The organism is Streptomyces sp. NPDC053076, from assembly GCF_044546845.1.
Taxonomy (GTDB): Bacteria; Actinomycetota; Actinomycetes; order Streptomycetales; family Streptomycetaceae; genus Streptomyces.
Map to the genome: position 1 here is coordinate 66,417 of NZ_JBITZL010000001.1, position 21,810 is coordinate 88,226.

The window sequence follows — 21,810 nt, forward strand, 5'->3', positions numbered from 1 at the left end:
ATGAGTGACGACGCCCCCATCACCGAGTCCGGCAGGATCCCGAACAAGGGCAAGCTGGCCAAGGACCTCAACGAGGTCATCCGCTACACCCTCTGGTCGGTCTTCAGGCTGAAGGACGCGCTGCCGGAGGACCGCGCGGGATACGCCGACGAGGTCCAGGAGCTGTTCGACCAGCTCGCCGCCAAGGACGTGACGATCCGCGGCACCTACGACGTCTCCGGACTGCGCGCCGACGCCGACCTCATGATCTGGTGGCACGCCGAGACCAGCGACCAGCTCCAGGAGGCGTACAACCTCTTCCGCCGCACGAAGCTGGGCCGCGCGCTCACCCCCGTGTGGTCGAACATGGCGCTGCACCGGCCGGCCGAGTTCAACCGCTCGCACATCCCGGCGTTCCTCGCCGACGAGACGCCCCGCAACTACGTGAGCGTCTACCCCTTCGTGCGCTCCTACGAGTGGTACCTGCTGCCCGACGAGGACCGCCGCCGCATGCTCGCCGACCACGGCAAGATGGCCCGCGGTTACCCCGACGTGCGCGCCAACACGGTCGCCTCGTTCTCCCTGGGTGACTACGAGTGGGTCCTGGCCTTCGAGGCCGACGAGCTGTACCGCATCGTCGACCTCATGCGCCACCTGCGCGCCTCCGAGGCCCGGATGCACGTCCGCGAGGAGATCCCGTTCTACACGGGCCGCCGCAAGTCGGTGGCCGACCTCGTGGCCGGGCTGGCCTGAGGCGCCGACGCCCCGAAGGCGCGCGGGGAACCGCGCGCCGGCGCCGGCGGACCCGCGGCCGACCGGCGACCTGACCGGGCACGCCCGGCATCAGCACCACGGTGGCGCCGGCCGCCCCGATGGTCGCGCCTAACGCCCGGCGCCCTTGCCCTTCAGGGCGTCCCGCCGGGCCTCCTTGTCGGCCGCACCGCCGGAGGCGACCGGTTCCGGGCGCGGCGCGCAGGACGCGTGCCGCGCCGGGAGGCGGCCCTCCAGCAGATACGCCTCCAGGTGCCCGTTGACGCACCGGTTGGGGCCGCCCCCGATACCGTGCGTGCCCGCGTCCCGCTCGGTCACCAGCACCGAGCCGCCCAGCCGCCGATGCATCTCCAGCGCACCCTGGTACGGCGCCGCGGCGTCCCGCTCGGCCGCCAGGACCATGACCGGCGGCAGCTCACCCGGCCCGGTCCGCACGTCCAGCGGCTGCTGCCGGGGCGCCGGCCAGTACGCGCACGGCAGGTTCATCCACGCGTTGTCCCAGGTCTCGAAGGGCGCCACCCGGGCGAGCCGCGTGTTGTCGCGGTCCCACACCTTCCAGTCCGTCGGCCAGGGCGCGTCGTTGCACTCCACGGCCGTGTACACCGCTCTGCCGTTCTCCGCCTCGGTGGCCGTCTCCGGGCTCGGCGCGGCCAGCCGGACCAGCGGCTCGGGGTCGCCGTGCAGGTACTTCGAGAGGGCCGCGGCCCGGCTCGGCCAGAAGTCGTCGTAGTAGCCCGCCATCAGGAACGCGTTCTGCAGCTGGCCGGGACCGACCTTCCCGCCCGCCGCCTTGCCGGCCAGCCGCTCGCGCGCGGTGTCGTAAGCGTGCTGCACCTTCGCGGGGGTGGCACCGAGCCGGTACACGTCGTCGTGCCGGGCGATCCAGTCACGGAAGTCCGCCCAGCGCTCCTCGAACGCCGCCGACTGGTCCAGGTTGCTGCGGTACCAGACCCTGTGCGGGTCCGGGTTCACCGCCGAGTCCAGCACCATGCGCCGCACGTGCGAGGGGAACATCGCCGCGTACAGCGCGCCGAGGTAGGTGCCGTACGACGCCCCCATGAAGGTCAGCCGGTCCTCGCCCAGCGCGGCCCGGAGCACGTCCAGGTCCCGGGCGTTGTTGAGCGAGTTGTAGAACCGCAGCCCGCGGCCGGAGCGCTGGGCGCAGCCGCGCGCGTACGCCTTCGCCTGGGTGATCCGCTGCCGCTTGTACGCCTCGGACGGGTGCGCGGGTGACGTGGTGGGGGACTTGAAGAGGCGTTTGGGGTCCTCGCAGGACAGCGGGGCCGAGCGGCCCACCCCGCGGGGTGCGTAGCCGACCAGGTCGTAGGCCGCGGCGATCCGCTTCCACTCCGGGACCGTGCCGACCAGCGGGAAGTACATGCCGGAGGCGCCGGGGCCGCCCGGGTTGTAGAGCAGGGCACCTTGGCGGGGGACCTTCCGCTTGCTGTTGTGCGGGTCCTTCTGGGTGGCCGGGGCGCGGCTGACGGTCAGCTTGATCTGCTTGCCGCCGGGGTGCGCGTAGTCCAGCGGGACGGACACCGTGCCGCACCGCGGGCCGTCCGTCGTCCGCGGCACGTCGGCGGCGGAGCACGGGCCGAAGTCGATGCCGGCCGCCCGGGCGCGGGCCACGGCGACCGCGGTGCCGCGCAGCTCGGCGGTGCCGGGGGTGCCCGGGGCGCTCGGGGTGCCGGGCGTGCCGCCCGCCGGGGCCGCCGCCAGGGTGGTCAGGAGCAAGGACCCGGCGGTCGAGTAGAGGGCGGCAGCTTTCATCGCGTATCCCTTCGGCGCGCGGCGGCGATGGCACGGCTGCCACGGCCCGGCGACATCACAAGGGATGTTTCGTTCGGAGGTGGGGGAAGGCAAGCACCACCCGGCCGGTGTCGGCGTCATTGCCCCCTATGCACCTCTCGAAGCCGCCGCGCTCACTCCCGCAAGGGCTGGTCGCGGTGGGTGAAGGCCGCGCGCAGCTCCGGTTCGCCGATCGCGCGCACACCGCGCACGGCGACGGAGGTGAGGAACGACCTCTCGTCACCGGCCGGCTTCCCGGCCAGCGCGCTCAGCAGCCGCTGGCCGGCGGGGGAGGCCCAGCGCGAGTACGGATGCACCTCGAACCGGGCGATCGCCAGGCAGCTCAGCGCCAGCGTGAGCGGAAGGGCGAACCACAGGCCCACCAGCAGGCGGGGTGTCCCGGGCTGGCCGGGCAGCAGCAGTGCCGTGACGCCCAGCACCGCCACGGTCAGCGCGGCGGCCCGCACCTGGCGGACGGCGGACCCCACCGTCGTGCCCGTGCCCTCGGGCACCGCGAGTCCCGCGCGCACCAGCCCGTCGGCCAGTCGGCGCACGGCCTCCGCGCCGGCCGCCCGCGTCCGCACCGGTGCGATCCGCGACTGCCCCTCGGGCCCTATGGCCCCTATGACGGACTGCTCCATCTCGTCGCGCCCGCGCGGGTCCACGACCGTGGCCCAGCCGGTGTGCGCGAGCAGCAGCCGTCGCTGGCGGGCCATGGAGACCAGGGTCACGTCGGCGACCCGCGCGGGGCCGCCGGAGAGGAAGGCCGCCTCGTACAACGTCAGATCACGCTCCCGGACCGTCGGCGCTTCACGCGCGTCCACGGCTGCCGCGCGAACGGCCGCCAGGCACAGCCGGGAGCAGGCCGCACCGGCGAAAGCCCAGGCCAGAAGCAGGAGTAGGACCCAGAACATGACGTGTTTGTATGCCAGGGGCCTGGTCGAGCGCCATGCCCTGTTCACGATCCGGACGGAGTGTTGCCGGTATGTGACGTTCCGTTTCCCGGGCTGGTCAGGGCCGTGAGGGGATGTCAGGGGCTGCTCGCCGGCGGCGGGACGGCGGTGGCGGGCGGCAGGGAGGGGGTCTCGCCCGGCGACGGCCTGACCGGCACGGCGGCACCCGGCTCGACCTCCGGCGGGGTGGGCACCGGGGAGGCGGACGCCGCGAGGTCCTCGGCCAGTGCGGAGAAGTCGACGTAACCCGTCGCCTCCAGGATCTTGATGTGGTCCAGGACGGTCGCGTTGGCGTCGTCGGCGAGATCGCGGACCAGTGAGTTCTGGGTGGCCGCCCGGACCTGGGCGACCAGGGAGAACACCCGGCCGTGCGCGAGCCGCAGAACGCCGGCGAACTGCCGGTCGAAGTCCTGGCCCTCGGCCGCGTTCAGGGTGGCCAGCCACTGTTTCTGCTGCTCGTTCGGCTCGTTGGGCAGGGCCACGCCGAGCTGGGTGGCGACGGTCCGGACATGCGCGTCCAGGGAGGTGTGGCCGTCGACCAGGTGCTGCCCGGCCGTGCGGACGGCCGGGGTGGTGCCCTTCCGCCGCGCCAGCTCTCCGGCCGGCAGCTCCCACAGGCCGGCCAGCCGGACCTTGGTGACGAAGTCCCGGTCCTGCTCGGACAGCGGGCCGTACGGCGTCGTCACCGTCGGGGCGCTGAGCACGCTCGCGCTCGCCGGGTCCTGCCGGTCGGCGTAGGACCACAGCGGGACGAGCAGGGCGACGACCGTCGCCGCGAGGGCGGTGACGATGAGCCCGGTGCCGCTGAATATGCCTCGGCCGCTTATGGGGGGACGCGGTCGCATGGTGCCTCCTGCACCGCACGCCGGGGGTGCTCGGGGACGGGTGCGGGGTTGGCATATTACTGGGAGCCGCGGACCCACTGGCCCAAGTCCTCCCCCTCACACCCGCACACACGTGTCGTGGCCGGGCGCGCGACTTCCCGCGCGCCCGGGGTGCGTCGGTGGCTCAGGGCCGCCTGTTCAGACCTGGCGCCGCAGGACGGCCCGCGCCGCCCGTGCCGCGAACCCCCGCCGCCGCGGCGCCGGTCCCGCGCGGTCGAGCCACCAGTCCCGCAGCTCCCGCCGCGCTCCGGCGTCCCCCGGCCGCCCCAGTTTCAGCAGATGCCCGGCGAAGTCCAGCGCGTCCCGCCGGTATCCCCCGCCCATCGGCCGCTGCCGGGCGTACTCCAGGAACGCCTCCCGGTACCCGGCCCCCACGATCACCGGCAGCTCGGGCGCCACCTTCGCCACCACGCCCGCCCGCTTCGCCGCGAGCGCCCGCGCCTGGACCCCCATCCGCACCCGGTCGAATCCCTCCGGCACCGGCGTCCCCGCCACCAGCGACGACAGCACGGCGGCCTGGGCCACCGCGACCCGCTCGCGCACGCCGGCCACCGGCCGCGCCAGGACGCCGACGCCCCCGCCCCCCGCGCCGACGGCGCCCGCGACCGCCGTGGTTCTCGCCGCCGTGTCTCCCGCGCGTGCACGGCCGACCGCCACGGCCTCCCGGATGGCACGCAGCTCCCCCTCCAGCTCCGCGGGTTCGGGGAAGTCCTCGTCCCGCTCCAGGAGGACCCCGGGCGGCGCGATCCGGGTGGCGAGGCCGGTCAGGATGTCGAGCACCGGGCGCGGCACGGGGTGCGCGTGGCTGTCGTGCCAGACGCCGTCGCGCTCGAAGCCGCCCGCGACGTGGACGTAGGCGATCGCCTCCAGCGGCAGCCCGGCCAGGGCCTCGGCCGGGTCCTCGCCCCGGTTGACGTGGTTGGTGTGCAGGTTGGCCACGTCGATCAGCAGCCGTACGCCGGTCCGCTCGACCAGTTCGGACAGGAACTGCCCCTCGGTCAGCTCCTCGCCCGGCCAGGAGAACAGCGCGGCGATGTTCTCCAGGGCCAACGGCACGGGCAGCGCAGCCTGGGCGATACGGACGTTCTCGCACAGCACGTCCAGCGCGTCCCGGGTGCGGGGCACCGGCAGCAGATGGCCGGCCTCCAGGTGCGGGGAGGCGGTGAGTGCGCCGCCGGCCCGGACGAAGGCGATGTGCTCGGTGACCAGCGGGGAGTCCAGGGCCGCCGCCCGCTCGGCGAGCGCCGTCAGCCGACCCCCGTCCGGGCGGTCCGCGCCGCCGAGGCCGAGGGACACGCCGTGCGGGATCACCGTCACACCGCGCTCGCGCAGCCGCAGCAGCGACTCCGGGAGGTGCCCGGGGCAGACGTTCTCCGCCACGACCTCCACCCAGTCGATGCCCGGCATCCGCTCCACGGCGTCCGCGATCTCCGGCCGCCAGCCGATCCCCGTCCCCAGTCGCCGCATGGCGCTTCCCCCTCCTCGGCGCGTGCACGTGTGTCGAGTGACGGGGGTATGGCCCCGGCGGACGGCATCGAATCCCCTCCCTGTCGCGTTCAGAGCAACATTTGAGGTTCACTCCCGTGCCGGCCACCGCAACGGCGCTCGGCCCGGCAGGCGCGGCGTCTCCTGGAGCGGGCCGGCTTGCGCGGGTACTGCCCGTGCCGGGGCGAAGGCGAAGTCCGGGCCCCGCCGGGCGGAGTCGGCCGGCACCTTCCGGCCGCGGCGAGGGCGGCGCCGAGGACGTGTCCGGGCAGCTCCACGGCGACGCCCCCGCTCGACCCGCCCGTCGACCCGCGTCAGCTGGGCCCGTCTAGCGCAGCGCGGGGTGGTCGGCGACGACCGTGCAGGAACCCGGCGCGATCTCCGTGAACCCGGCGTCCCGTACCAGCGGCAGCCCGCTGCCGGTGAGCCGGCCCCAGTCGGCGGGGTCGGCCGTGCGGACGGACAGGGCGAAGCCGGCGTCCCGCCACGCGGTGCGCTCCGCGCCGGACAGCGCCCACCAGGCCAGCTGGGCGCCGTGGCCGGCCTGGGCCATCGCCTTGCCGGCCGACATCTCCAGGTCCGGGTTCAGCCACAGCACGGGCTGGGCCGGGTCGGCGGCGACGGGCGGCTCCGGGTCGTCCAGCTCGGTGCCCGACACCTGGAGCTTGGCCAGGTCCTTGGGCCAGCCGTCCAGGGGGACCGGCGGGAAGACGCGGACCTCCGCGGACTTGCCGGTCACCGTGATCCCGGGCAGTGTCCCGGCGCGCCGCCACTCGGCACCCCGGGCCCGCCGGACGACCTTCCGGATCCGGGCGTCCTGCCAGTTCCGCACCGCCTCGGACCACTCACCGTCGCCGTGCGCGCGCTCGTCACCGAGCAGCACGAGCACGGCTCGGGCGGCCGTCTCCAGCGCGTCGGTACGGGCGGGCGGGGCGCTCCGCTCGATCCGTACGACGAGCGGCAGCACGAACTGCGGGGCCTCGTCGCGGGGGGCGTGCTCGGACTGGAAGGGGCTGTCACCGGAAGGTGCTGAAACGTCGCTCACGGAAGCCCACCCTACGAAGCCCCGGCCCGGCCGATCAACGCGCGGGCCGTCAGCGGCCGGGACGAGGGATCCGCCGGGGCAGGACAGGGCGGGGCAGGACAGTGCGGGGCAGGACAGTGCGGGGCAGGGCGTACCGGGACCGGGCGGAGAGGGCGGGGAATCGGGGCACGTCCGATGAACCCGCCGGGCCGGCCGACCGTCTTGATCGACTGAAGAGGAGGGCCGATGAGCCAGTATTTCGAGATCGGTGAAGAGACACTGTGGAACCCGTCCAACGGGGCCGCGCGGCTGTTCCTGCGACAGGTGGAGGTGTTCGAGGCCGAGCTGGACCTTCCGTCCGGCCTCGGGCCGATGCGGAACGACGAGTGCAAGATCGATCCCGCCGTGTTCGGGGTCTTCGTGCACGCCCTGCTCGCCCGGCACCGGCGGACCGGTCACGCCGTCGTCCTGGCCCTCTCCGAAGGATTCGTCGGCACCGTCGTCGTCCTCGCCCAGCGCGCCGGGATCGACATCGACTGGGCCCGGTTCGAGGACTTCCCGGACGGCTCCCTGTCGGACGTACAGGTCTCGGCGGCCGGGATGTCCGGGCCGGGGGACGGAGGACCCTGGGCCGCGGCGCTGCGCGCCAGGGCGGCCGAGCTGAGCCGGGGCATGGCCCGCTGACCCGCACCGAACCCCCGCACAGAAGGGCCTTCATGGACCGTGACCTGCGCCTGACCGCGGTAGGCCGCCGCTACGGCATCCGCGGCCCCTGGGTGCTGCGAGGCGTCGACCTGGTCATCGCCCCCGGCACCCTCACCCGGATGGAAGGGGCGAACGGCACCGGGAAGTCCACCCTGCTCCGGCTGCTCGCCCGGCTCGACACCCCCACCGAGGGCCGCGTCACCGGCAGGCCGCGCACGGCCTACGTGCCGGAGCGGTTCCCGTCCGCCCTGCCCTTCACGGCCGCGGGCTATCTGACCCACCTCGGCACCGTGCACGGCCTGTCCCGCGCCCTTGCCGCCCGCCGCGCGGCCGACTGGCTGGAGCGGCTCGACGCGGGCGCGTACGCCGGTACGCCGATGGCGCGGCTGTCCAAGGGCAGCAGCCAGAAGGTCGCGGTAGCCCAGGCCCTGGTCGGCGACCCGGAGTTGCTGGTGCTGGACGAGGCGTGGACCGGGCTCGACACGTCGGCGCGCGCCGAACTGGAGCGGGCGGTGGCCGAGCGGACGGCCGCCGGCGGCGCCGTGGTGTTCGTGGACCACGACCCGCGCCGGCTCGCCGGGGTACCGGACGCGACGTACACCGTGCTCGACGGCGGCCTGCGACCGCGGACGGACAGCGGGAGTCCCTCACCCGCAGGGCCGGTCACCGTCGTCGTCGTGCGGGGACCGTCGGGCGGCCGGCTGCCGCTCGAGGCGGTACGGATCGCCGTCTCCGCCGAGGGGACGGCATCCGGCGGCCACCGGCTCACCGTCCCCGCCTCCCGCTCCGACGTCCTGCTGCGCGCCCTGCTCACGGCTCACCCGCCCTGGCACGTGGAGCGCGTCGAACCCGCCGGCGCCTCGCCCCTCGACCCCGCAGGCCGCGAATCCGCCGACGCCCCGGTCCCCAGCCCCGCAGGCCGCGAATCCGCCGGCGCCTCGGGTGCCGACCCCGGAAGCCGTGACCCCGCCGGCGCCTCGGGTGCCGACCCCGGAAGCCGTGACCCCGCCGGCTCCTCGCTCCTCGCCCCCGGGAGCCGTGACCCCGCCGGCTCCTCGCTCCTCGCCCCCGGGAGCCGTGACCCCGCCGGCGCCTCGCTCCCCGATCGTGCCGATCCTGCACGCCGCGAATCCGCCGGCTCCTCGCTCCCCGACCCCGGAAGCCGCCCATGACCGCGCTCCTGCGCTACCAGGCCGACCTGCTGCTGCGCTCCCAGCGCTGGCTGCCGCCGGTGATCCTGTACGTCGTGTTCCTGGGGGTCGGGGTGCAGAGCGGCCAGCCGGTGCTGAACTCGCTCGGCTACACGGCCGCCGCGCTGCTGCCGGTGGCCGCCTGGCTGGTCCGGATCTGTGTCACCGGCGAGCCGCCCGCGGCCCGGGCCTGCGTCGCCGCCGCGCGCGGACCCGCCCGGGCGCACCTCGCCTGTCTGCTGACCGCTCTGGTCGCGGCCGTGCTGCTCGGGGTGGCGGCCACCGTGGCGGTGACGCTCCTCAGCGCTCCGGCGAGCGATGGCCACCGGGTCCACGTCGCCCCGCTCCGGGCCGCGGCGGCCGGTCTGCCGGCCACCCTCGCGTGCGCGTTGCTCGGCACGGCCGTCGGTGCGCTCACCAGCCATCCGGTGCTGCGCTCCACGGGCCGCGCGGTGCCCGCGATGCTGCTGGGCACGCTGCTCGCGGTGGTGTCGGCCGGTTCCCCGGCGCAGGCCGCGGTCAGTGCTCTGGTCATCGGCTCGCAGACCGGCCGGACGCCCGTGACGTTGCCGCCACTGGCCGCCGCGGCCCTGCTCACGGCCGCGGCCTTCGCCGCGGCGGCCTGGCTCAGCAGCCGTCGGTCACCCTGAGCCAGGCGTCGGCTCGCCGTCCTCGGGCCACCCTGGACGCACGGCCCCGCCGGTCACCCCGCGGTTCACCCGGAACAGGCGGTGCGCTGTGCCTCCTGCCACTCGCACCGGGGGCACAGCGTGATGCCCTTGTACGACTCCGGGTACTCCGTGGGCTCCCGGCACAGCACACACTCCGCGTACGGCGGGCCGTCGGCCTTCGCCGGCTTCACCGCGTCGATGATCGTGCAGTAGTCCTCGTCGCTCATGTTTTCAGGGTAGGACGGTCAGCGGTGGCCGCCGGTCTCGCCGATCAGCTCGGAGACCTTCACGAACCGGTAGCCCCGCTTGCGCAGCTCCGGTACGACCGTGCGGACGACCCGCTCGGTCGTCGGGGCGGCACTGCGTGTGCAGTGCATGATGACCACCGAACCCGGTTTCACGCCGTCGAGCACCTGCCGGGTGACCGCGTCGGCGTCCGTGGCGAACGCGTCCCCGCTCACCACGTCCCACTGCACCGCCGTCACCCCCAGCCCGCTGAGCGCGCGCAGCGCCCGCTGGTCGTAACAGCCGCCGGGGAAGCGGAAGTAGGGCATCGCGTGCGGTACTCCCGCCGCGCGGAGAGAGGTGTACGCCCGCTGCACGTCCGCCCGCATCCCGTCGGCGTCGACGGTCGGCAGGCCGTAGCAGTGGGCGGTGAACGCGTAATGGCTGTATGAGTGGTTGGCCACCTCGAACCGCGGGTCATGGCCCAGATCGCGGGCCTCGGCCGGGTACTGGTCGGCCCATCTGCCGGTCATGAACACGGTCGCCGGCACCTTCAGTTCGCGCAGCGCGGCGATCAGGCCCGGGTTGTCGAAGTGCTCGCCGGAGGCCGCGCGGGGCCCCTGGTCGGCGGTCATGTCGGCGTCGAAGGTGAACGCGACCGTCTTGCCCCGGGTGCGAGGGCCGTGTTCGAAGACCGGGGTGAGCCCGCCGGGGCCCGGGGCGAGCACCGGCGGACGCGCGGCGGACGAGGAGGCGGGCCCGGCCGGGGCCGGGCGGACGGAGCCCGCGGATCCGCAGGCGGTGAGCGCGGCGCCCAAGGCGCAGACGGCGGCGATACGGCGTGCTTGTGGGATCACGGGACGAACTTAAGTAGGAAAAACAGTTTATATGCTTATTTAACGCCGCGACACGACGACACGGTCACCCGCCTGGCGGGCGGCCCCGCCGGACAGGGGGGCGGCCCGCGCCGGACGGTGGGACCGGCTCGCGCCGGACAGTCGGACGGCTCGCGCCGGGCGTGGGGCGCCCCGCGCCGGACAGGACGCGGCCCGCGCCGGACGGTGGGGCGCCCCGTGCCGGACAGCGGGGCGGCCCGCATCGGTCAGTCCTCCGACGGGCGTCCTTCCGCCGGCCGGTCGAGGTCGCGCCGTTCCAGCGGCTTGACCGCCGGACCCTGGAGCACCGTGCCGTCGACGGCGAAGCGGGAGCCGTGGCAGGGGCACTCCCAGGCGCGCTCGGCGCGGTTGAACGCCACCAGGCAACCGAGGTGGGTGCAGCGGGCCGACACCGCGTGCAGGGCGCCCTCCTCGTCCCGGTACGCGGCGACCCGTTCGCCGCCGGAACGGACCAGCGCGCCGTCACCGGGCGCCAGTTCGGCCACCGGGGCCGGCGTCTTCAGCCGGTCGCCGACGAAGTGCCGGGCCACTTCCGCCTGCGTCTTCAGCAGCGAGGGGGCCTCACGCACCACCGACTTCAGCCGGCGCGGGTCGTACAGCTCGCGCCAGGCGCAGTCCCGGCCGGTGATCAGCGCGGTCAGCAGCCGCCCGGCCATGATGCCGCCGCTCAGGCCCCAGCCGCCGAAGCCGGTGGCGACATAGGTGTGCCGGGCGCCGGGATGGAACGGGCCGATCAGCGGGACGGTGTCGGTGGACTCGTTGTCCTGGGTGGCCCAGGCATGATCCAGGGTCACCCCGGGGAAGTGCACCTCGGCCCAGGCGGCGAGCCGGTCGAAGCCGGCCTGCGGATCACCGGTGCCGGGTGTGAAGTGCTCCCCGGTGACCACGAGCAGCCGCTGACCGTCCGCGCCGTAGGGCGCGGTGCGCACCGAGCGGGTGTTCTCGTCCGGCGTGATGTACATGCCGTGCGGGTCCGGGCCGTCGTTCAGCGGCCCGGCGACGACCAACTCCCGGCGCGGGGAGAGCCGGGCGAACAGCAGGGCCCGGTCGAACACCGGATAATGGGTGGCGAGCACGACGTCCCGGGCGGTCACCGTGGCACCCGACTCCGTCGTCAGCCGGCAGGGCTCGGCCTCCGCCAGACCGGTGACCCGCGTGCCCTCGTACACCTGGCCGCCGCGCGCGATCAGGTCGGCGGTGATCGCCCGCAGGTACTTGACCGGATGGAACTGCGCCTGTCCGGTCACCCGGACCGCGCCCGCCACCGGGAACGGCAGCCCGGTGTCCGTGGTGAACACCGCCGGCAGCCCCGCCTCCCGCGCGGCCTCCGCTTCCGCCCGCACCTCCTCGGCCCGGTCCCGGTCCCGGACGTAGGTGTAGGCGTCCCTCGTCTCCCACTCGCAGTCGATGCCCAGCTCCGCCACCAGCGCCGCCGCGTGTTCGATCGCCTCCGACTGCGAACGGGCGTACAGCCGCGCCCCGTCCGGCCCCCGGGTCCGCCGCAACCGGTCGTAGACGAGGGTGTGCTGGGCGGTCAGCTTCGCGGTGGTGTAGCCGGTGACCCCGGCCGCCACCCGCCGGGCCTCCAGCACCGCGACCCGCAGTCCGGCCCGGGTCAGTTCATGAGCGGTGCTCAGCCCGGCGATGCCGGCGCCGACGACGGCCACGTCGACGTCGAGGTCCGCGTCCAGGGCGGGGTGGTCCGGCCCGGGAGCGGTCCGCAGCCAGTACGAATCGGTGACCTTCCGCTGCTCACGCATGTCCGCCGGGTACCCCGACCGCGGAGGCTCACGTGTGCTCCGGGCGAGCCGCCGTTCCCGTCCGTGCCCGCGTCCGGTCCGCGTGCGCTCGCCTGCTCGGCGTCCGTTTGCGCTCGCCCGGTCCGCGTCCGCTTCCGGTCATTCGGACCCGTCCGGTTCCGGTCGCCCGGACCGCTGCCGGTTCCTTGGACCGCGCGGGTCTCCGGTCGGCCGGACCGCTGCCGGTTCCCTGGGCCGCGCGGGGTCTCCGGTCGGCCGGACCGCTGCCGGTTCCCTGGACCGCGCGGGCCTCCGGTCGGCCGGACCGCGTCCGCCTCACGGCTGCTTCAGCAACCGCTCCCGGCACTCGGCGACGTCGAAGCCGGCCGCCGGATAGCGCGGGTCCAGGTCCCGCAGGTGCTCCAGCAGCAGTCGGCCGACGGCCCAGTTCCGGTACCACTTGCGGTCCGCCGGGATCACGTACCAGGGGGCGTGCGGGGCGGCGCAGCGCTCCAGGGCCAGCTCGTACGCCTCCTGGTAGGCGGGCCACAGGGCCCGTTCGTCGATGTCGGACGGGTCGAACTTCCAGTGCTTGTCGGGCCGGTCGAGCCGGCGCAGCAGACGGCGCCTCTGCTCCTCGTAGGAGATGTGCAGGAAGCACTTGACGAGGGTCACACCGTCCTCGGCCAGCTCCCGCTCGAAGTCGTCGATCAGGCCGTAGCGGCTGCCGATCTCGGCGGGCGGAACGAGATGCCGGACCCGGGCGATCAGGACGTCCTCGTAGTGCGAGCGGTCGAAGATGCCGATCGCACCCGGGCCCGGCAGAGCCCTTCGCACCCGCCACAGGAAGTCGTGCGCCCGCTCCTCCTCGGTGGGTGCCTTGAAGGAGTGGATGCGGCAGCCGGACGGGTTGAGCTGACCGATGACGTGCTTGACCGTGCCGCCCTTGCCGCTGGTGTCCATGCCCTGCAGCACGAGCAGGACCCGGCGGCGGTCGCCCGCGGTGCCCGCCGCCCACAGCCGCTCCTGGAGCCCGGCCAGGTCGGCACCCATACGCGCGGTGTCCGCGCGGGCCGCGGCCTTGCCGTTCCGGGCGCCCGGGGTGGCCCGGGTGTCGTAGGCGGTCAGGTCGACGGGTTGGCCGAGCGGGACACGCAGCGTCTCCCGCAGGCTCCGGGCACCTCGGTGCGGCATGCCGCGCTCCCTTCCTCAGGTCCCACGATGCGCTCCCGCGTGATCAGGTGCCCAGGAGTTCCGGGCGGAACACCTCCTCACCGTCCGGCGCCGCCGGGACGGGCCCTGTTCGTGGGGGTGACGCGGGTGGGTGTCGAGGGCCGCGCGGTGGCCGGAGGCCGTACGGAAACCAGTCCTCGGCGGCCTGCGCGCGGTCTATTCGGCGAGCGCGGCGGTACCGCTCCGGCCCCCGGGACCGGCGGCCGTAGGGCACGGTTCCCCGGGACGGGTGGCCGTAGGGCACGGTTCCCCGGGACGGGCGGCCGTAAGGCACGGCCACTGGGCCGCTCCGGTCCCGAGGGAGCCCTAGTCGGTGAGCGGCTTCGGCTCGCCGTTCGGCGCGGGCTGCTGTGCGCCCCGTTCCAGGAAGTGCAGCAGCTCCACCGGGATCGGCAGGACCAGGGTGGAGTTCTTCTCGGCCGCCACCGCCATCACGGTCTGCAGCAGCCGCAGCTGGAGCGCGGTCGGTGTGTCGGACATCTGCTGGGCGGCCTCGGCGAGCTTCTTGGATGCCTGTAGTTCGGCGTCGGCGTTGATGATCCGGGCCCGGCGTTCGCGGTCCGCCTCGGCCTGGCGGGCCATCGACCGCTTCATCGTGTCCGGCAGGGACACGTCCTTGATCTCCACTCGGTCGACCTGGATGCCCCAGCCCACCGCCGGACTGTCGAGCATCAGCTCCAGGCCCTGGTTGAGCTTCTCGCGGTTGGAGAGCAGATCGTCGAGATCACTCTTGCCGATGATCGACCGCAGGGACGTCTGCGCCATCTGCGACACCGCGAACTTGTAGTCCTCCACCTTCACCAGGGCGCTCGCCGCGTCGACCACCCGGAAGTAGACCACCGCGTCCACCCGGACGGTGACGTTGTCGCGGGTGATGCCTTCCTGGGCCGGGATCGGCATCGTCACGATCTGCATGTTGATCTTCCGCAGCCGGTCCACGAAGGGGATGATCAGGGTCAGGCCCGGCGACCGTACCTCCCCGGCGACACGGCCGAGCCGGAAGAGCACGCCCCGTTCGTACTGCTTGACCACGCGGGCCGCCGCTGCCAGGTACAGCACACCGGCGGAGCCCGCCGCTACCACGGCCACCAGAAGGTCCTCGACCATGGTGACCTCCTCGTACAGAGGTCGGTTGTTTCTGTTGCTGCCACGATAGGCCCGTGGGGCCGGGAAACCGAGAGGTGCCGGTGTCCGGGCCCCTCGGGCGGGCGGCCGGGAAGCCGAGAGATCCCGGTGTCCCGGCCCTCACGGGCGGGCACTCACGCGGCCGTGAGCAGCTTCACCGGTTCGGTGCCCGCCGCACTGTGCCGCGCGGCCCAGTTGTGAAGGGCCGTACGGCAGGCGTGGTCCAGGTGGTGCAGCCCGGACAGGTCGAGCCGGACCGGCCGGTCCTGGGGCAGCGACTCCAGGCTGTCCAGGATCTTCGGCAGACGCAGGAAGGTCGCGTTGCCCGACAGATGCGCCTCCACCGGGCCCGCCCCCTTGTCCACGACCTCCAGCTTGACGTGCGAGGCATCCCAGGCGGTCTTCACCACCGCCAGCGCGAGACCGATGAGCACGCCCTCGAACATGCTGACGGCGACGATGGAGACGGCCGTGACGGCGAGGACCAGTGCCTCCCCGCGGTGCTCGCGCCACAGCACGGCCAGTGCCCGGACCGGGACCAGCTTGGCGCCCGCGTGGATCAGGATGCCCGCCAGGGCCGGGATCGGGATGTGGGCGAGCACGCCCGGCAGCAGCGCCGCGAACAGCAGCAGCCAGACGCCGTGCAGCACCCGGGAGGTCTTCGTACGGGCGCCGGCCTGGACGTTGGCCGCGCTGCGCACGATCACGGCGGTCATCGGCAGCGCGCCGAGCAGGCCGCACACCGTGTTGCCGACGCCCTGGGCGACGAGTTCCCGGTTGTACTGGGTGCGCGGCCCGGAGTGCAGCCGGTCCACGGCCGCCGCGCTGAACAGCGACTCGGCGGACGCGATCAGGACGAAGGCCAGGACCGTGCCCAGGAGCCCCACGCCGGCCGACTCGCCGAAGGCGTTCAGCGACGGCGGCTGGACGGAGCCGAACAGGCCCCGCACCTCGACTGTGGCCACCGGCAGGCTCAAGCCGAGCGTGGCCAGTGTGGCGAGTCCGACCGCGGCGAGCGGGCCGGGCATCGCGCGCACCTTCGCCGGGGTGCGCTTCCACAGCAGCAGTACCGCGATCGTGCCCGCGCACACCGCGAGCGAGGCCAGGGCGTCGCTGTCGCCGAAGGCGTCCAGGAACGCGGCGGGCAGCCCGGCGATCTTGCCCAGGCCGGAGTCGGGGGCCTTCGCCGACAGGGCCGGGTACAACTGCCCGGCGATGAGCACCAGGCCGATCCCGGCCAGCATGCCCTCCACGACGGAGACCGAGATGGCCCGGAAGTAACGGCCCAGCCGCAACAGGCCCATGGCGACCTGGAGCAGCCCGGTGAGGAGCACGATCACGCCGAGCACCGGCAGCCCGAACTCCTTGACCGCCTCGAAGACGAGCACGGTCAGGCCGGCCGCCGGCCCCGACACCTGGAGGCTGCTGCCGCGCATCAGCCCGGTGACGAGGCCGCCCACGATGCCGGTGACCAGGCCGAGTTCGGCCGGCACCCCGGAGGCGACGGCCACGCCCACGCACAGCGGCAGCGCGACCAGGAAGACGACGAGAGAGGCGGCGAAGTCCTGCCTCAGGTACGGGAAACGGGATATGAGGGTGTGGTTGCTGGTCATCGGCGGGCTCACAGGGCCTCGAAGGTGTCGGTCTGCGGGCGGTGCGTCCGTACGGCGCCGGTGTGCACCTCGTAGTACCAGGCGTGCAGCTCCAGCCGTCCCTCCGTCAGCTTCCGCTCGACGCAGGGGTAGGAGCGCAGCCGTAGCAGCTGGGTAAGGACATGGCTCTGCACACCCTCGGCGACCTCCGGGTCCTCGGCGGCACCGGCCGGGCGCGGGGTGGCGTGCGCCAGCCAGTCGCGCACGGCCGGTACGGCGGTCAGGTCGTCACCGCGCACCAGCGCGCCGACGGCGCCGCAGTGCGAGTGGCCGCAGACCACGATGTCGCGGACGCCCAGCACTTCCACGGCGTACTCGATGGTGGCGGCCTCGCTGGTGGGATGCTCGGAGGCGTGGGGTGGGACGATGTTGCCCGCGGTGCGCAGCTCGAACAGCTCGCCGGGGCGGGCGCCCGTGATCAGGGCCGGGACGACCCGGGAATCGGAGCAGGTGATGAACAGCACCTGCGGGGACTGGCCCTCGGCGAGTTTGGCGAACTCCTCAGGGCGCTGTCCGAAGGTACGGGCGTTGTCGATGAGGGGCTGCATGAGTGTGGGTTCCTCCTGGCGCGCCTGCCTGGCGCGTCGGACTTGCACAACTGATGTGGGGGGGGAGTACGGCCCGGGTCTCAGCAGCGGAAGACCTGAAGCGCTGCCGGTGTGTGGGCTCTTGCGGAGTCGGGGGTATGGCGGTACGGGGCGCCGGCGGGTTCCGCCGGGCCGGTCTGGGCCGCCGGGGATATCAGAGGGTGTTCCTGCGTCCCGCCGGACCCCGGGCCGCGGTGCCGGTCGCGCACCTGCGGGAGGCCCACGGGCTTGCCCGGGTGGCCGGGGGAGCGGACGGTCTCCGCCCCGTCGCGCACCGCCTGCACGGAGGAGGCGATTCCGGTCTCGGCCTTGGCCAGCGCCTGACCGTATGTATGCGCGGGTGCGAAGGTTCCCGTGGGGGTGAAGAGGTGGAGGGCGAACAGTGCCACGCCGAGGAGGGTGAGCAGGGTCCGGGCTGTCGCACCTCGGAACATGAGCCCCCCTCCGCCGTGTTCACGTCTCTAGTCCAGACCAAGCGATGGTCAATGGAAGGTCAAGAAACACGTTAACCCCGCACAGTCCTTTGCAGGGTTAACCGCGCGTTACGCGCGGAAGGAAGCGTGAAAAGTGCGGGTGGCGTGGCGCGAACCAGCCCTTGACCCGCGAACGTTCGGTCGGCTAATGACAGCCGGTGCGGCGGGCTAGGCGCCGACCAGTCCCTTCGCGTCCCGGGCCAGCGCGGTGAGCCGGGATATCGCGCGGAAGTACTTCTTGCGGTAGCCGCCGTTCAGCATCTCCTCGCTGAACAGCCTGTCGAACGGCAGACCCGAGGCCAGCACCGGGACCTCGCGGTCGTAGAGCCGGTCGGCGAGGACCACCAGCCGCAGCGCCGTCGACTGGTCCGGCACGGGCTGTACCCCGGTCAGGCACACGGCCCGCAGCCCGTCGGTCAGCGCGCCGTACCGGCTCGGGTGGACCTTGGCCAGGTGCTCCAGCAGGTGCGCGAAGTCGTCCAGCGAGGCGCCCTCGGTGGCGAAGGCCGTCTTCATGACCTCCTCGTCGGAGAAGGGCGCGGGGGCCTCGGGCAGCCCGCGGTGGCGGTAGTCCTCGCCGTCGATGCGCAGGGCGCGGAAGTGGGCGGACAGGCCCTGGATCTCGCGCAGGAAGTCGGCGGCGGCGAAGCGGCCCTCACCCAGCTTGCCGGGCAGCGTGTTGGAGGTGGCGGCGAGTGCCACGCCCGCCTCGACGAGCTTGCCGAGCAGCGTCGACACGAGGACCGTGTCGCCGGGGTCGTCCAGTTCGAACTCGTCGATGCACACCAGACGGTGGCCGCTGAGCGTCCGCACGGTCTGCTGGAAGCCCAGCGCCCCGACCAGGTTGGTCAGCTCCACGAAGGTGCCGAACGCCTTGAGCGCCGGCTCGGCCGGGGTGGCGTGCCACAGGGAGGCCAGCAGGTGGGTCTTGCCGACGCCGTAGCCGCCGTCCAGGTAGACGCCACGGGGGCCGGCCGGCGGCTTCGGGGCCTTCGCCCTGCCGAACCCGAGGAAGCCGCGCTTTCCGCCGCCGACGGCGTGCGCCCCGCCCAGCCCGGCCGCGAAGCCTTCCAGCACTCCGACGGCCTCGGACTGGCTGGGCTCGCCGGGGTCCGGGACGTAGGTGGCGAAGCGGACCGAGTCGAACCGCGGCGGCGGCACCATCTCGGCGACCAGCCGGTCCGCGGGGACGTGCGGCTCACGCGCGCACAGCGACAGAGGGCCCGCGTCCGACAGGGAGCCGGATCCGTGGGTGGTGGTGGAGGACGACACAGTTATCCATGCTAAGCGCCGTGTCACACTGCACGGATGCGACGCCTCTTCCCTGTGACCGAAGAAACAGCAGTCCGGGCTCCCGCCGGGGCCGGCCCGGCCGCCGGGGGGCCGGGCGGGGCGGCGGCGCTGGTGGACCGGGAGTGGGACCTCGCCGAGCTGGCCGCCGCCTATGCCTACCCGGAGCCCGCGCCGGGCGCCCCGCGGCCGTGGCTGCGGGCCAACATGGTCTCCTCCCTCGACGGCGCCGCCCAGCACGAGGGCCGCTCGCAGCCCATCTCCAGCGCCGCCGACATGCGGATCTTCGGCACGCTGCGGGCGCTCGCCGACGTGATCGTGGTCGGCGCGGAGACGGTACGGCAGGAGGGGTACCGCCCCGCCCGGGCGCGCGCGGAGTTCGCCGGTGCCCGCGCGGCCGCCGGTCAGGCCCCGGCGCCGGCGATCGCGGTCGTCACGGCGAGCCTGGAGCTCGACCTCACCCAGCCCCTGTTCACCTCCCCCCTGGTGCCGACGCTGATCCTGACCGGTGCCTCGGCCGCTCCCGACCGGGTCGCCGCCGCCGAGAAGGCCGGTGGCCAGGTGGTGATCGCCGGTGCGGGCATGGGCGTGGAGCCCGCGCGCGCGGTCCAGGCCCTCGCCGGCCTCGGTCACACCCGGCTGCTCACCGAGGGCGGCCCCCGGCTGCTCGGCCAGCTGATCGCCGCCGAGGTACTGGACGAGCTGTGCCTGACCCTCTCGCCGACGCTCACCGCGGGGAGCGCGCAGCGCATCGCCGGGGGACCGTCGGTCGCCGTTCCCCACCGGTTCGCGCTCGCGTCCCTGCTGGAGGAGGACGGTTTTCTGTTCGGTCGTTACCGTCGGTCCTGACATCAGCGGAATCTACCGTTCTGGTTATCTTCCGACGGGCACACTTAGTCCGGCAGTACCCGTGCGATCACGGGGAAGGATGGTTTCCGCAGGGGCCCTGCCGGGCCCACTAAGGAGAAGAGGCGCCTGGTGTTCACAAGCGTTCTGATGATCGAGAAGGCCCTGACGTCCGCCGACGTGGAGTTCGTCACCACCTTGCACGGGGAGGAGACCGTCTACTTCCACGTGCTGCTCCAGCCGCGCGGCGACCAGGCTGACCGGCTGCTGCGGGCCATCGACGACATCGCGCTCGGCGAACTCGACGAGGCGGTCCGCGAGGGGGAGACCCCGGAGGGCACGGAGGCGCGGGGCGTGGGAGAGCAGGCCCTGGACGTGTCGCTGCAGGCGTTGCGTGCCGCCGGGAGCGAGGCGGAGGGCCGGCTGATCGAGGATCACCCGCTGGACGCGCTGAAGGCGCTGGTGGGCGAGGTGGACGCCGACGAGGTGATCGTGCTGACCGATCCGCACTATGTGGAGGAGTTCTTCCACCGGGACTGGGCTTCCCGGGCTCGCCACAAGGTGGGGGTGCCGGTGCTGAAGCTGTTCTCGCACAGCAGGGCGCAGGGGGAGTGAGGCCCGGGCGGGGGCGCGGTGCGTGGCGCGATACCGGTCCGTCGTGGACCGTCGCGCCGCACCCCGCGCCTCCGGGCGGGGCCACTCCCGGCTTCTGAGCGGGCTCACTCGCGCCCCTGGGTGGGGTCGCGGGCGTCCCTGGTGGGGCCACTGGCGTCCCTGGGTGGTGCCACTGGCGCCTCTGGGTGGGCCACTCGCGCCCCTTGCGGGGTGCCACCCGTGCCAGCACATAGGCTAGCCCTGCTCTAGCTCGTACCGTCTCTGGGGAGAAACGCATGGCACCCGGCCTTCCTGCCGCCATGGACCGACCGCACTTCATCGGCATCGGCGGCGCCGGGATGTCGGGTATCGCCAAGATCCTCGCGCAGCGCGGGGCCAAGGTGGCCGGCAGCGACGCCAAGGAGTCCGCGACCGCCGAGGCGCTGCGGGCGCTGGGCGCGACCGTGCACATCGGGCACGCCGCCGAGCACCTCGCCGACGACGCGAGCTGTGTCGTCGTGTCGTCGGCGATCCGTGCGGACAACCCGGAGCTGGCCCGCGCCGCCGAGCTGGGCGTCCCGGTCGTGCACCGCTCCGACGCCCTCGCCGCGCTGATGGACGGGCTGCGCCCGATCGCCGTGGCCGGTACCCACGGCAAGACCACCACCACCTCCATGCTGGCGGTCTCCCTGACCGAGCTGGGTCTGGAGCCCTCGTACGCCATCGGCGGCGACCTGGACGCGCCCGGCTCCAACGCGCTGCACGGCGAGGGCGACCTCTTCGTCGCGGAGGCGGACGAGTCGGACCGCAGCTTCCACAAGTACGCGCCCGAGGTCGCCATCGTCCTCAACGTCGAACTGGACCACCACGCCAACTACGCCTCCATGGACGAGATCTACGAGTCCTTCGAGACGTTCGTGGACCGCGTCACCGAGGGCGGCACCCTGGTCGTCTCCGCCGACCACGAGGGCGCCCGGGAGCTGACGCGGCGGGTGCGCGCGGGCGCGGTGCGGGTGGTGACCTACGGCGAGGCCGAGGACGCCGACGTACGCGTCCTGTCGATCGTCCCGCAGGGGCTGCGGAGCCGGGTCACCGTGGTGCTGGACGGCCAGGAGCTGACCTTCGGGGTGTCCGTGCCCGGCCGGCACTACGCGCTCAACGCGGTCGCCGCGCTCGCCGCGGGTGCCGCCGTCGGCATCCCGGCTGCCGAGCTGGCACCCGCGCTCGCCGCCTACACCGGCGTCAAGCGGCGCCTCCAGCTCAAGGGCGAGGCGGCCGGCGTCCAGGTGATCGACTCCTACGCCCACCACCCGACCGAGATGACGGCCGACCTGGAGGCCATGCGCGCCGCCGCCGGTGACGCCCGGATCCTCGTCGTCTTCCAGCCGCACCTGTTCTCCCGCACCCAGGAGCTGGGCAAGGAGATGGGGCAGGCGCTGGCCCTCGCGGACGCCTCGGTGGTCCTGGACATCTACCCGGCCCGTGAGGACCCGATCCCCGGCGTGACCAGCGAGCTGATCATCGAGGCCGCCCGCGCGGCCGGCGCCGACGTCACCGCCGTGCATGACAAGGCGCGGATCCCGGCGGTGATCGCGGGAATGGCGAAGCCCGGTGATCTCGTTCTCACCATGGGCGCGGGCGATGTGACCGACCTGGGCCCGCTGATCCTGGACCGCCTGTCGCAGTGAAGGGGCTGAGAG

At 73.8% G+C, this 21,810-nt stretch carries 20 protein-coding genes and 1 pseudogene; 7 read left to right on the plus strand and 14 right to left on the minus strand.

Annotated elements, in window-relative coordinates; genetic code table 11:
• Complete coding sequence (hemQ, locus tag ACIGYR_RS00240; protein ID WP_391841140.1) at positions 1-732, plus strand: hydrogen peroxide-dependent heme synthase; 732 nt, start codon at positions 1-3, stop codon at positions 730-732.
• A 129-nt stretch (positions 733-861) separates the two neighbouring features.
• On the opposite strand, the gene ACIGYR_RS00245 is transcribed toward hemQ, so the two are convergent.
• The 5 genes from ACIGYR_RS00245 to ACIGYR_RS00265 form a co-directional block, all read right to left on the minus strand.
• Complete coding sequence (locus tag ACIGYR_RS00245; protein WP_399605633.1) at positions 862-2,520, minus strand: alpha/beta hydrolase; 1,659 nt, start codon at positions 2,518-2,520, stop codon at positions 862-864.
• A gap of 152 nt (positions 2,521-2,672) precedes the next feature.
• Positions 2,673-3,452 carry a TIGR04222 domain-containing membrane protein gene (locus ACIGYR_RS00250; protein ID WP_391841144.1) on the minus strand — a complete coding sequence of 260 codons (780 nt, stop codon included), beginning with the start codon at positions 3,450-3,452 and terminating at the stop codon, positions 2,673-2,675.
• Between the two features lie 116 nt (positions 3,453-3,568).
• A complete protein-coding gene (locus ACIGYR_RS00255; protein WP_399605631.1) occupies positions 3,569-4,336 on the minus strand; it encodes a DUF4142 domain-containing protein in 768 nt (255 codons plus the stop codon).
• 177 nt (positions 4,337-4,513) lie between these two features.
• Positions 4,514-5,842, minus strand: coding sequence for a DUF692 domain-containing protein (locus ACIGYR_RS00260; RefSeq protein ID WP_399605629.1), 1,329 nt, complete (start codon positions 5,840-5,842; stop codon positions 4,514-4,516).
• A 346-nt stretch (positions 5,843-6,188) separates the two neighbouring features.
• Positions 6,189-6,905 (minus strand): aminoacyl-tRNA hydrolase, encoded by a 717-nt coding sequence (locus ACIGYR_RS00265; protein ID WP_399605626.1) that lies wholly within the window; start codon positions 6,903-6,905, stop codon positions 6,189-6,191.
• Positions 6,906-7,130: 225 nt separating this feature from the next.
• Here ACIGYR_RS00265 and ACIGYR_RS00270 point away from each other — a divergent pair, with 225 nt between their 5' ends.
• The 3 genes and pseudogenes from ACIGYR_RS00270 to ACIGYR_RS00280 all read left to right on the plus strand — a co-directional run bounded on the left by ACIGYR_RS00270 (position 7,131) and on the right by ACIGYR_RS00280 (position 9,429).
• Positions 7,131-7,568 (plus strand): DUF6086 family protein, encoded by a 438-nt coding sequence (locus ACIGYR_RS00270; protein ID WP_399605624.1) that lies wholly within the window; start codon positions 7,131-7,133, stop codon positions 7,566-7,568.
• 32 nt (positions 7,569-7,600) lie between these two features.
• Positions 7,601-8,455: pseudogene (locus ACIGYR_RS00275) on the plus strand (ATP-binding cassette domain-containing protein); the annotation flags it as partial.
• Between the two features lie 302 nt (positions 8,456-8,757).
• Positions 8,758-9,429 (plus strand): ABC transporter, encoded by a 672-nt coding sequence (locus ACIGYR_RS00280; protein WP_399605622.1) that lies wholly within the window; start codon positions 8,758-8,760, stop codon positions 9,427-9,429.
• 65 nt (positions 9,430-9,494) lie between these two features.
• Here ACIGYR_RS00280 and ACIGYR_RS00285 read toward each other — a convergent pair whose 3' ends face one another.
• The 9 genes from ACIGYR_RS00285 to zapE form a co-directional block, all read right to left on the minus strand.
• On the minus strand, positions 9,495-9,677 hold the full coding sequence (locus ACIGYR_RS00285) for a hypothetical protein (protein WP_391841156.1): 183 nt from the start codon (positions 9,675-9,677) through the stop codon (positions 9,495-9,497).
• Positions 9,678-9,695: 18 nt separating this feature from the next.
• A complete protein-coding gene (locus tag ACIGYR_RS00290) occupies positions 9,696-10,532 on the minus strand; it encodes a polysaccharide deacetylase family protein (protein WP_399605620.1) in 837 nt (278 codons plus the stop codon).
• Between the two features lie 245 nt (positions 10,533-10,777).
• Positions 10,778-12,331, minus strand: a complete 1,554-nt coding sequence (locus ACIGYR_RS00295) for an FAD-dependent oxidoreductase (RefSeq protein ID WP_399605618.1) — start codon at positions 12,329-12,331, stop codon at positions 10,778-10,780.
• A gap of 315 nt (positions 12,332-12,646) precedes the next feature.
• Entirely contained in the window at positions 12,647-13,504 is an 858-nt protein-coding gene (locus ACIGYR_RS00300) for a PPK2 family polyphosphate kinase (protein ID WP_399605614.1), read from the minus strand.
• 345 nt (positions 13,505-13,849) lie between these two features.
• Entirely contained in the window at positions 13,850-14,650 is an 801-nt protein-coding gene (locus ACIGYR_RS00305; RefSeq protein WP_391841164.1) for a slipin family protein, read from the minus strand.
• Positions 14,651-14,802: 152 nt separating this feature from the next.
• Positions 14,803-16,281: a SulP family inorganic anion transporter gene (locus ACIGYR_RS00310; protein WP_399605611.1), complete on the minus strand. Its 1,479-nt coding sequence runs from the start codon at positions 16,279-16,281 to the stop codon at positions 14,803-14,805.
• 8 nt (positions 16,282-16,289) lie between these two features.
• Positions 16,290-16,868: a carbonic anhydrase gene (locus ACIGYR_RS00315; RefSeq protein WP_399605608.1), complete on the minus strand. Its 579-nt coding sequence runs from the start codon at positions 16,866-16,868 to the stop codon at positions 16,290-16,292.
• A gap of 80 nt (positions 16,869-16,948) precedes the next feature.
• Positions 16,949-17,341 (minus strand): hypothetical protein, encoded by a 393-nt coding sequence (locus ACIGYR_RS00320; RefSeq protein ID WP_399605607.1) that lies wholly within the window; start codon positions 17,339-17,341, stop codon positions 16,949-16,951.
• A gap of 207 nt (positions 17,342-17,548) precedes the next feature.
• Positions 17,549-18,652, minus strand: a complete 1,104-nt coding sequence (gene zapE, locus ACIGYR_RS00325; protein WP_399605605.1) for a cell division protein ZapE — start codon at positions 18,650-18,652, stop codon at positions 17,549-17,551.
• 36 nt (positions 18,653-18,688) lie between these two features.
• Here zapE and ACIGYR_RS00330 point away from each other — a divergent pair, with 36 nt between their 5' ends.
• From ACIGYR_RS00330 to murC, 3 genes are all read left to right on the plus strand, one after another.
• Complete coding sequence (locus tag ACIGYR_RS00330; RefSeq protein WP_399605603.1) at positions 18,689-19,519, plus strand: pyrimidine reductase family protein; 831 nt, start codon at positions 18,689-18,691, stop codon at positions 19,517-19,519.
• 129 nt (positions 19,520-19,648) lie between these two features.
• Positions 19,649-20,131, plus strand: coding sequence for an indole-3-glycerol phosphate synthase (locus tag ACIGYR_RS00335; protein ID WP_391841176.1), 483 nt, complete (start codon positions 19,649-19,651; stop codon positions 20,129-20,131).
• 275 nt (positions 20,132-20,406) lie between these two features.
• A complete protein-coding gene (gene murC / locus ACIGYR_RS00340; RefSeq protein WP_399605601.1) occupies positions 20,407-21,798 on the plus strand; it encodes a UDP-N-acetylmuramate--L-alanine ligase in 1,392 nt (463 codons plus the stop codon).
• Positions 21,799-21,810 lie beyond the last annotated feature (12 nt).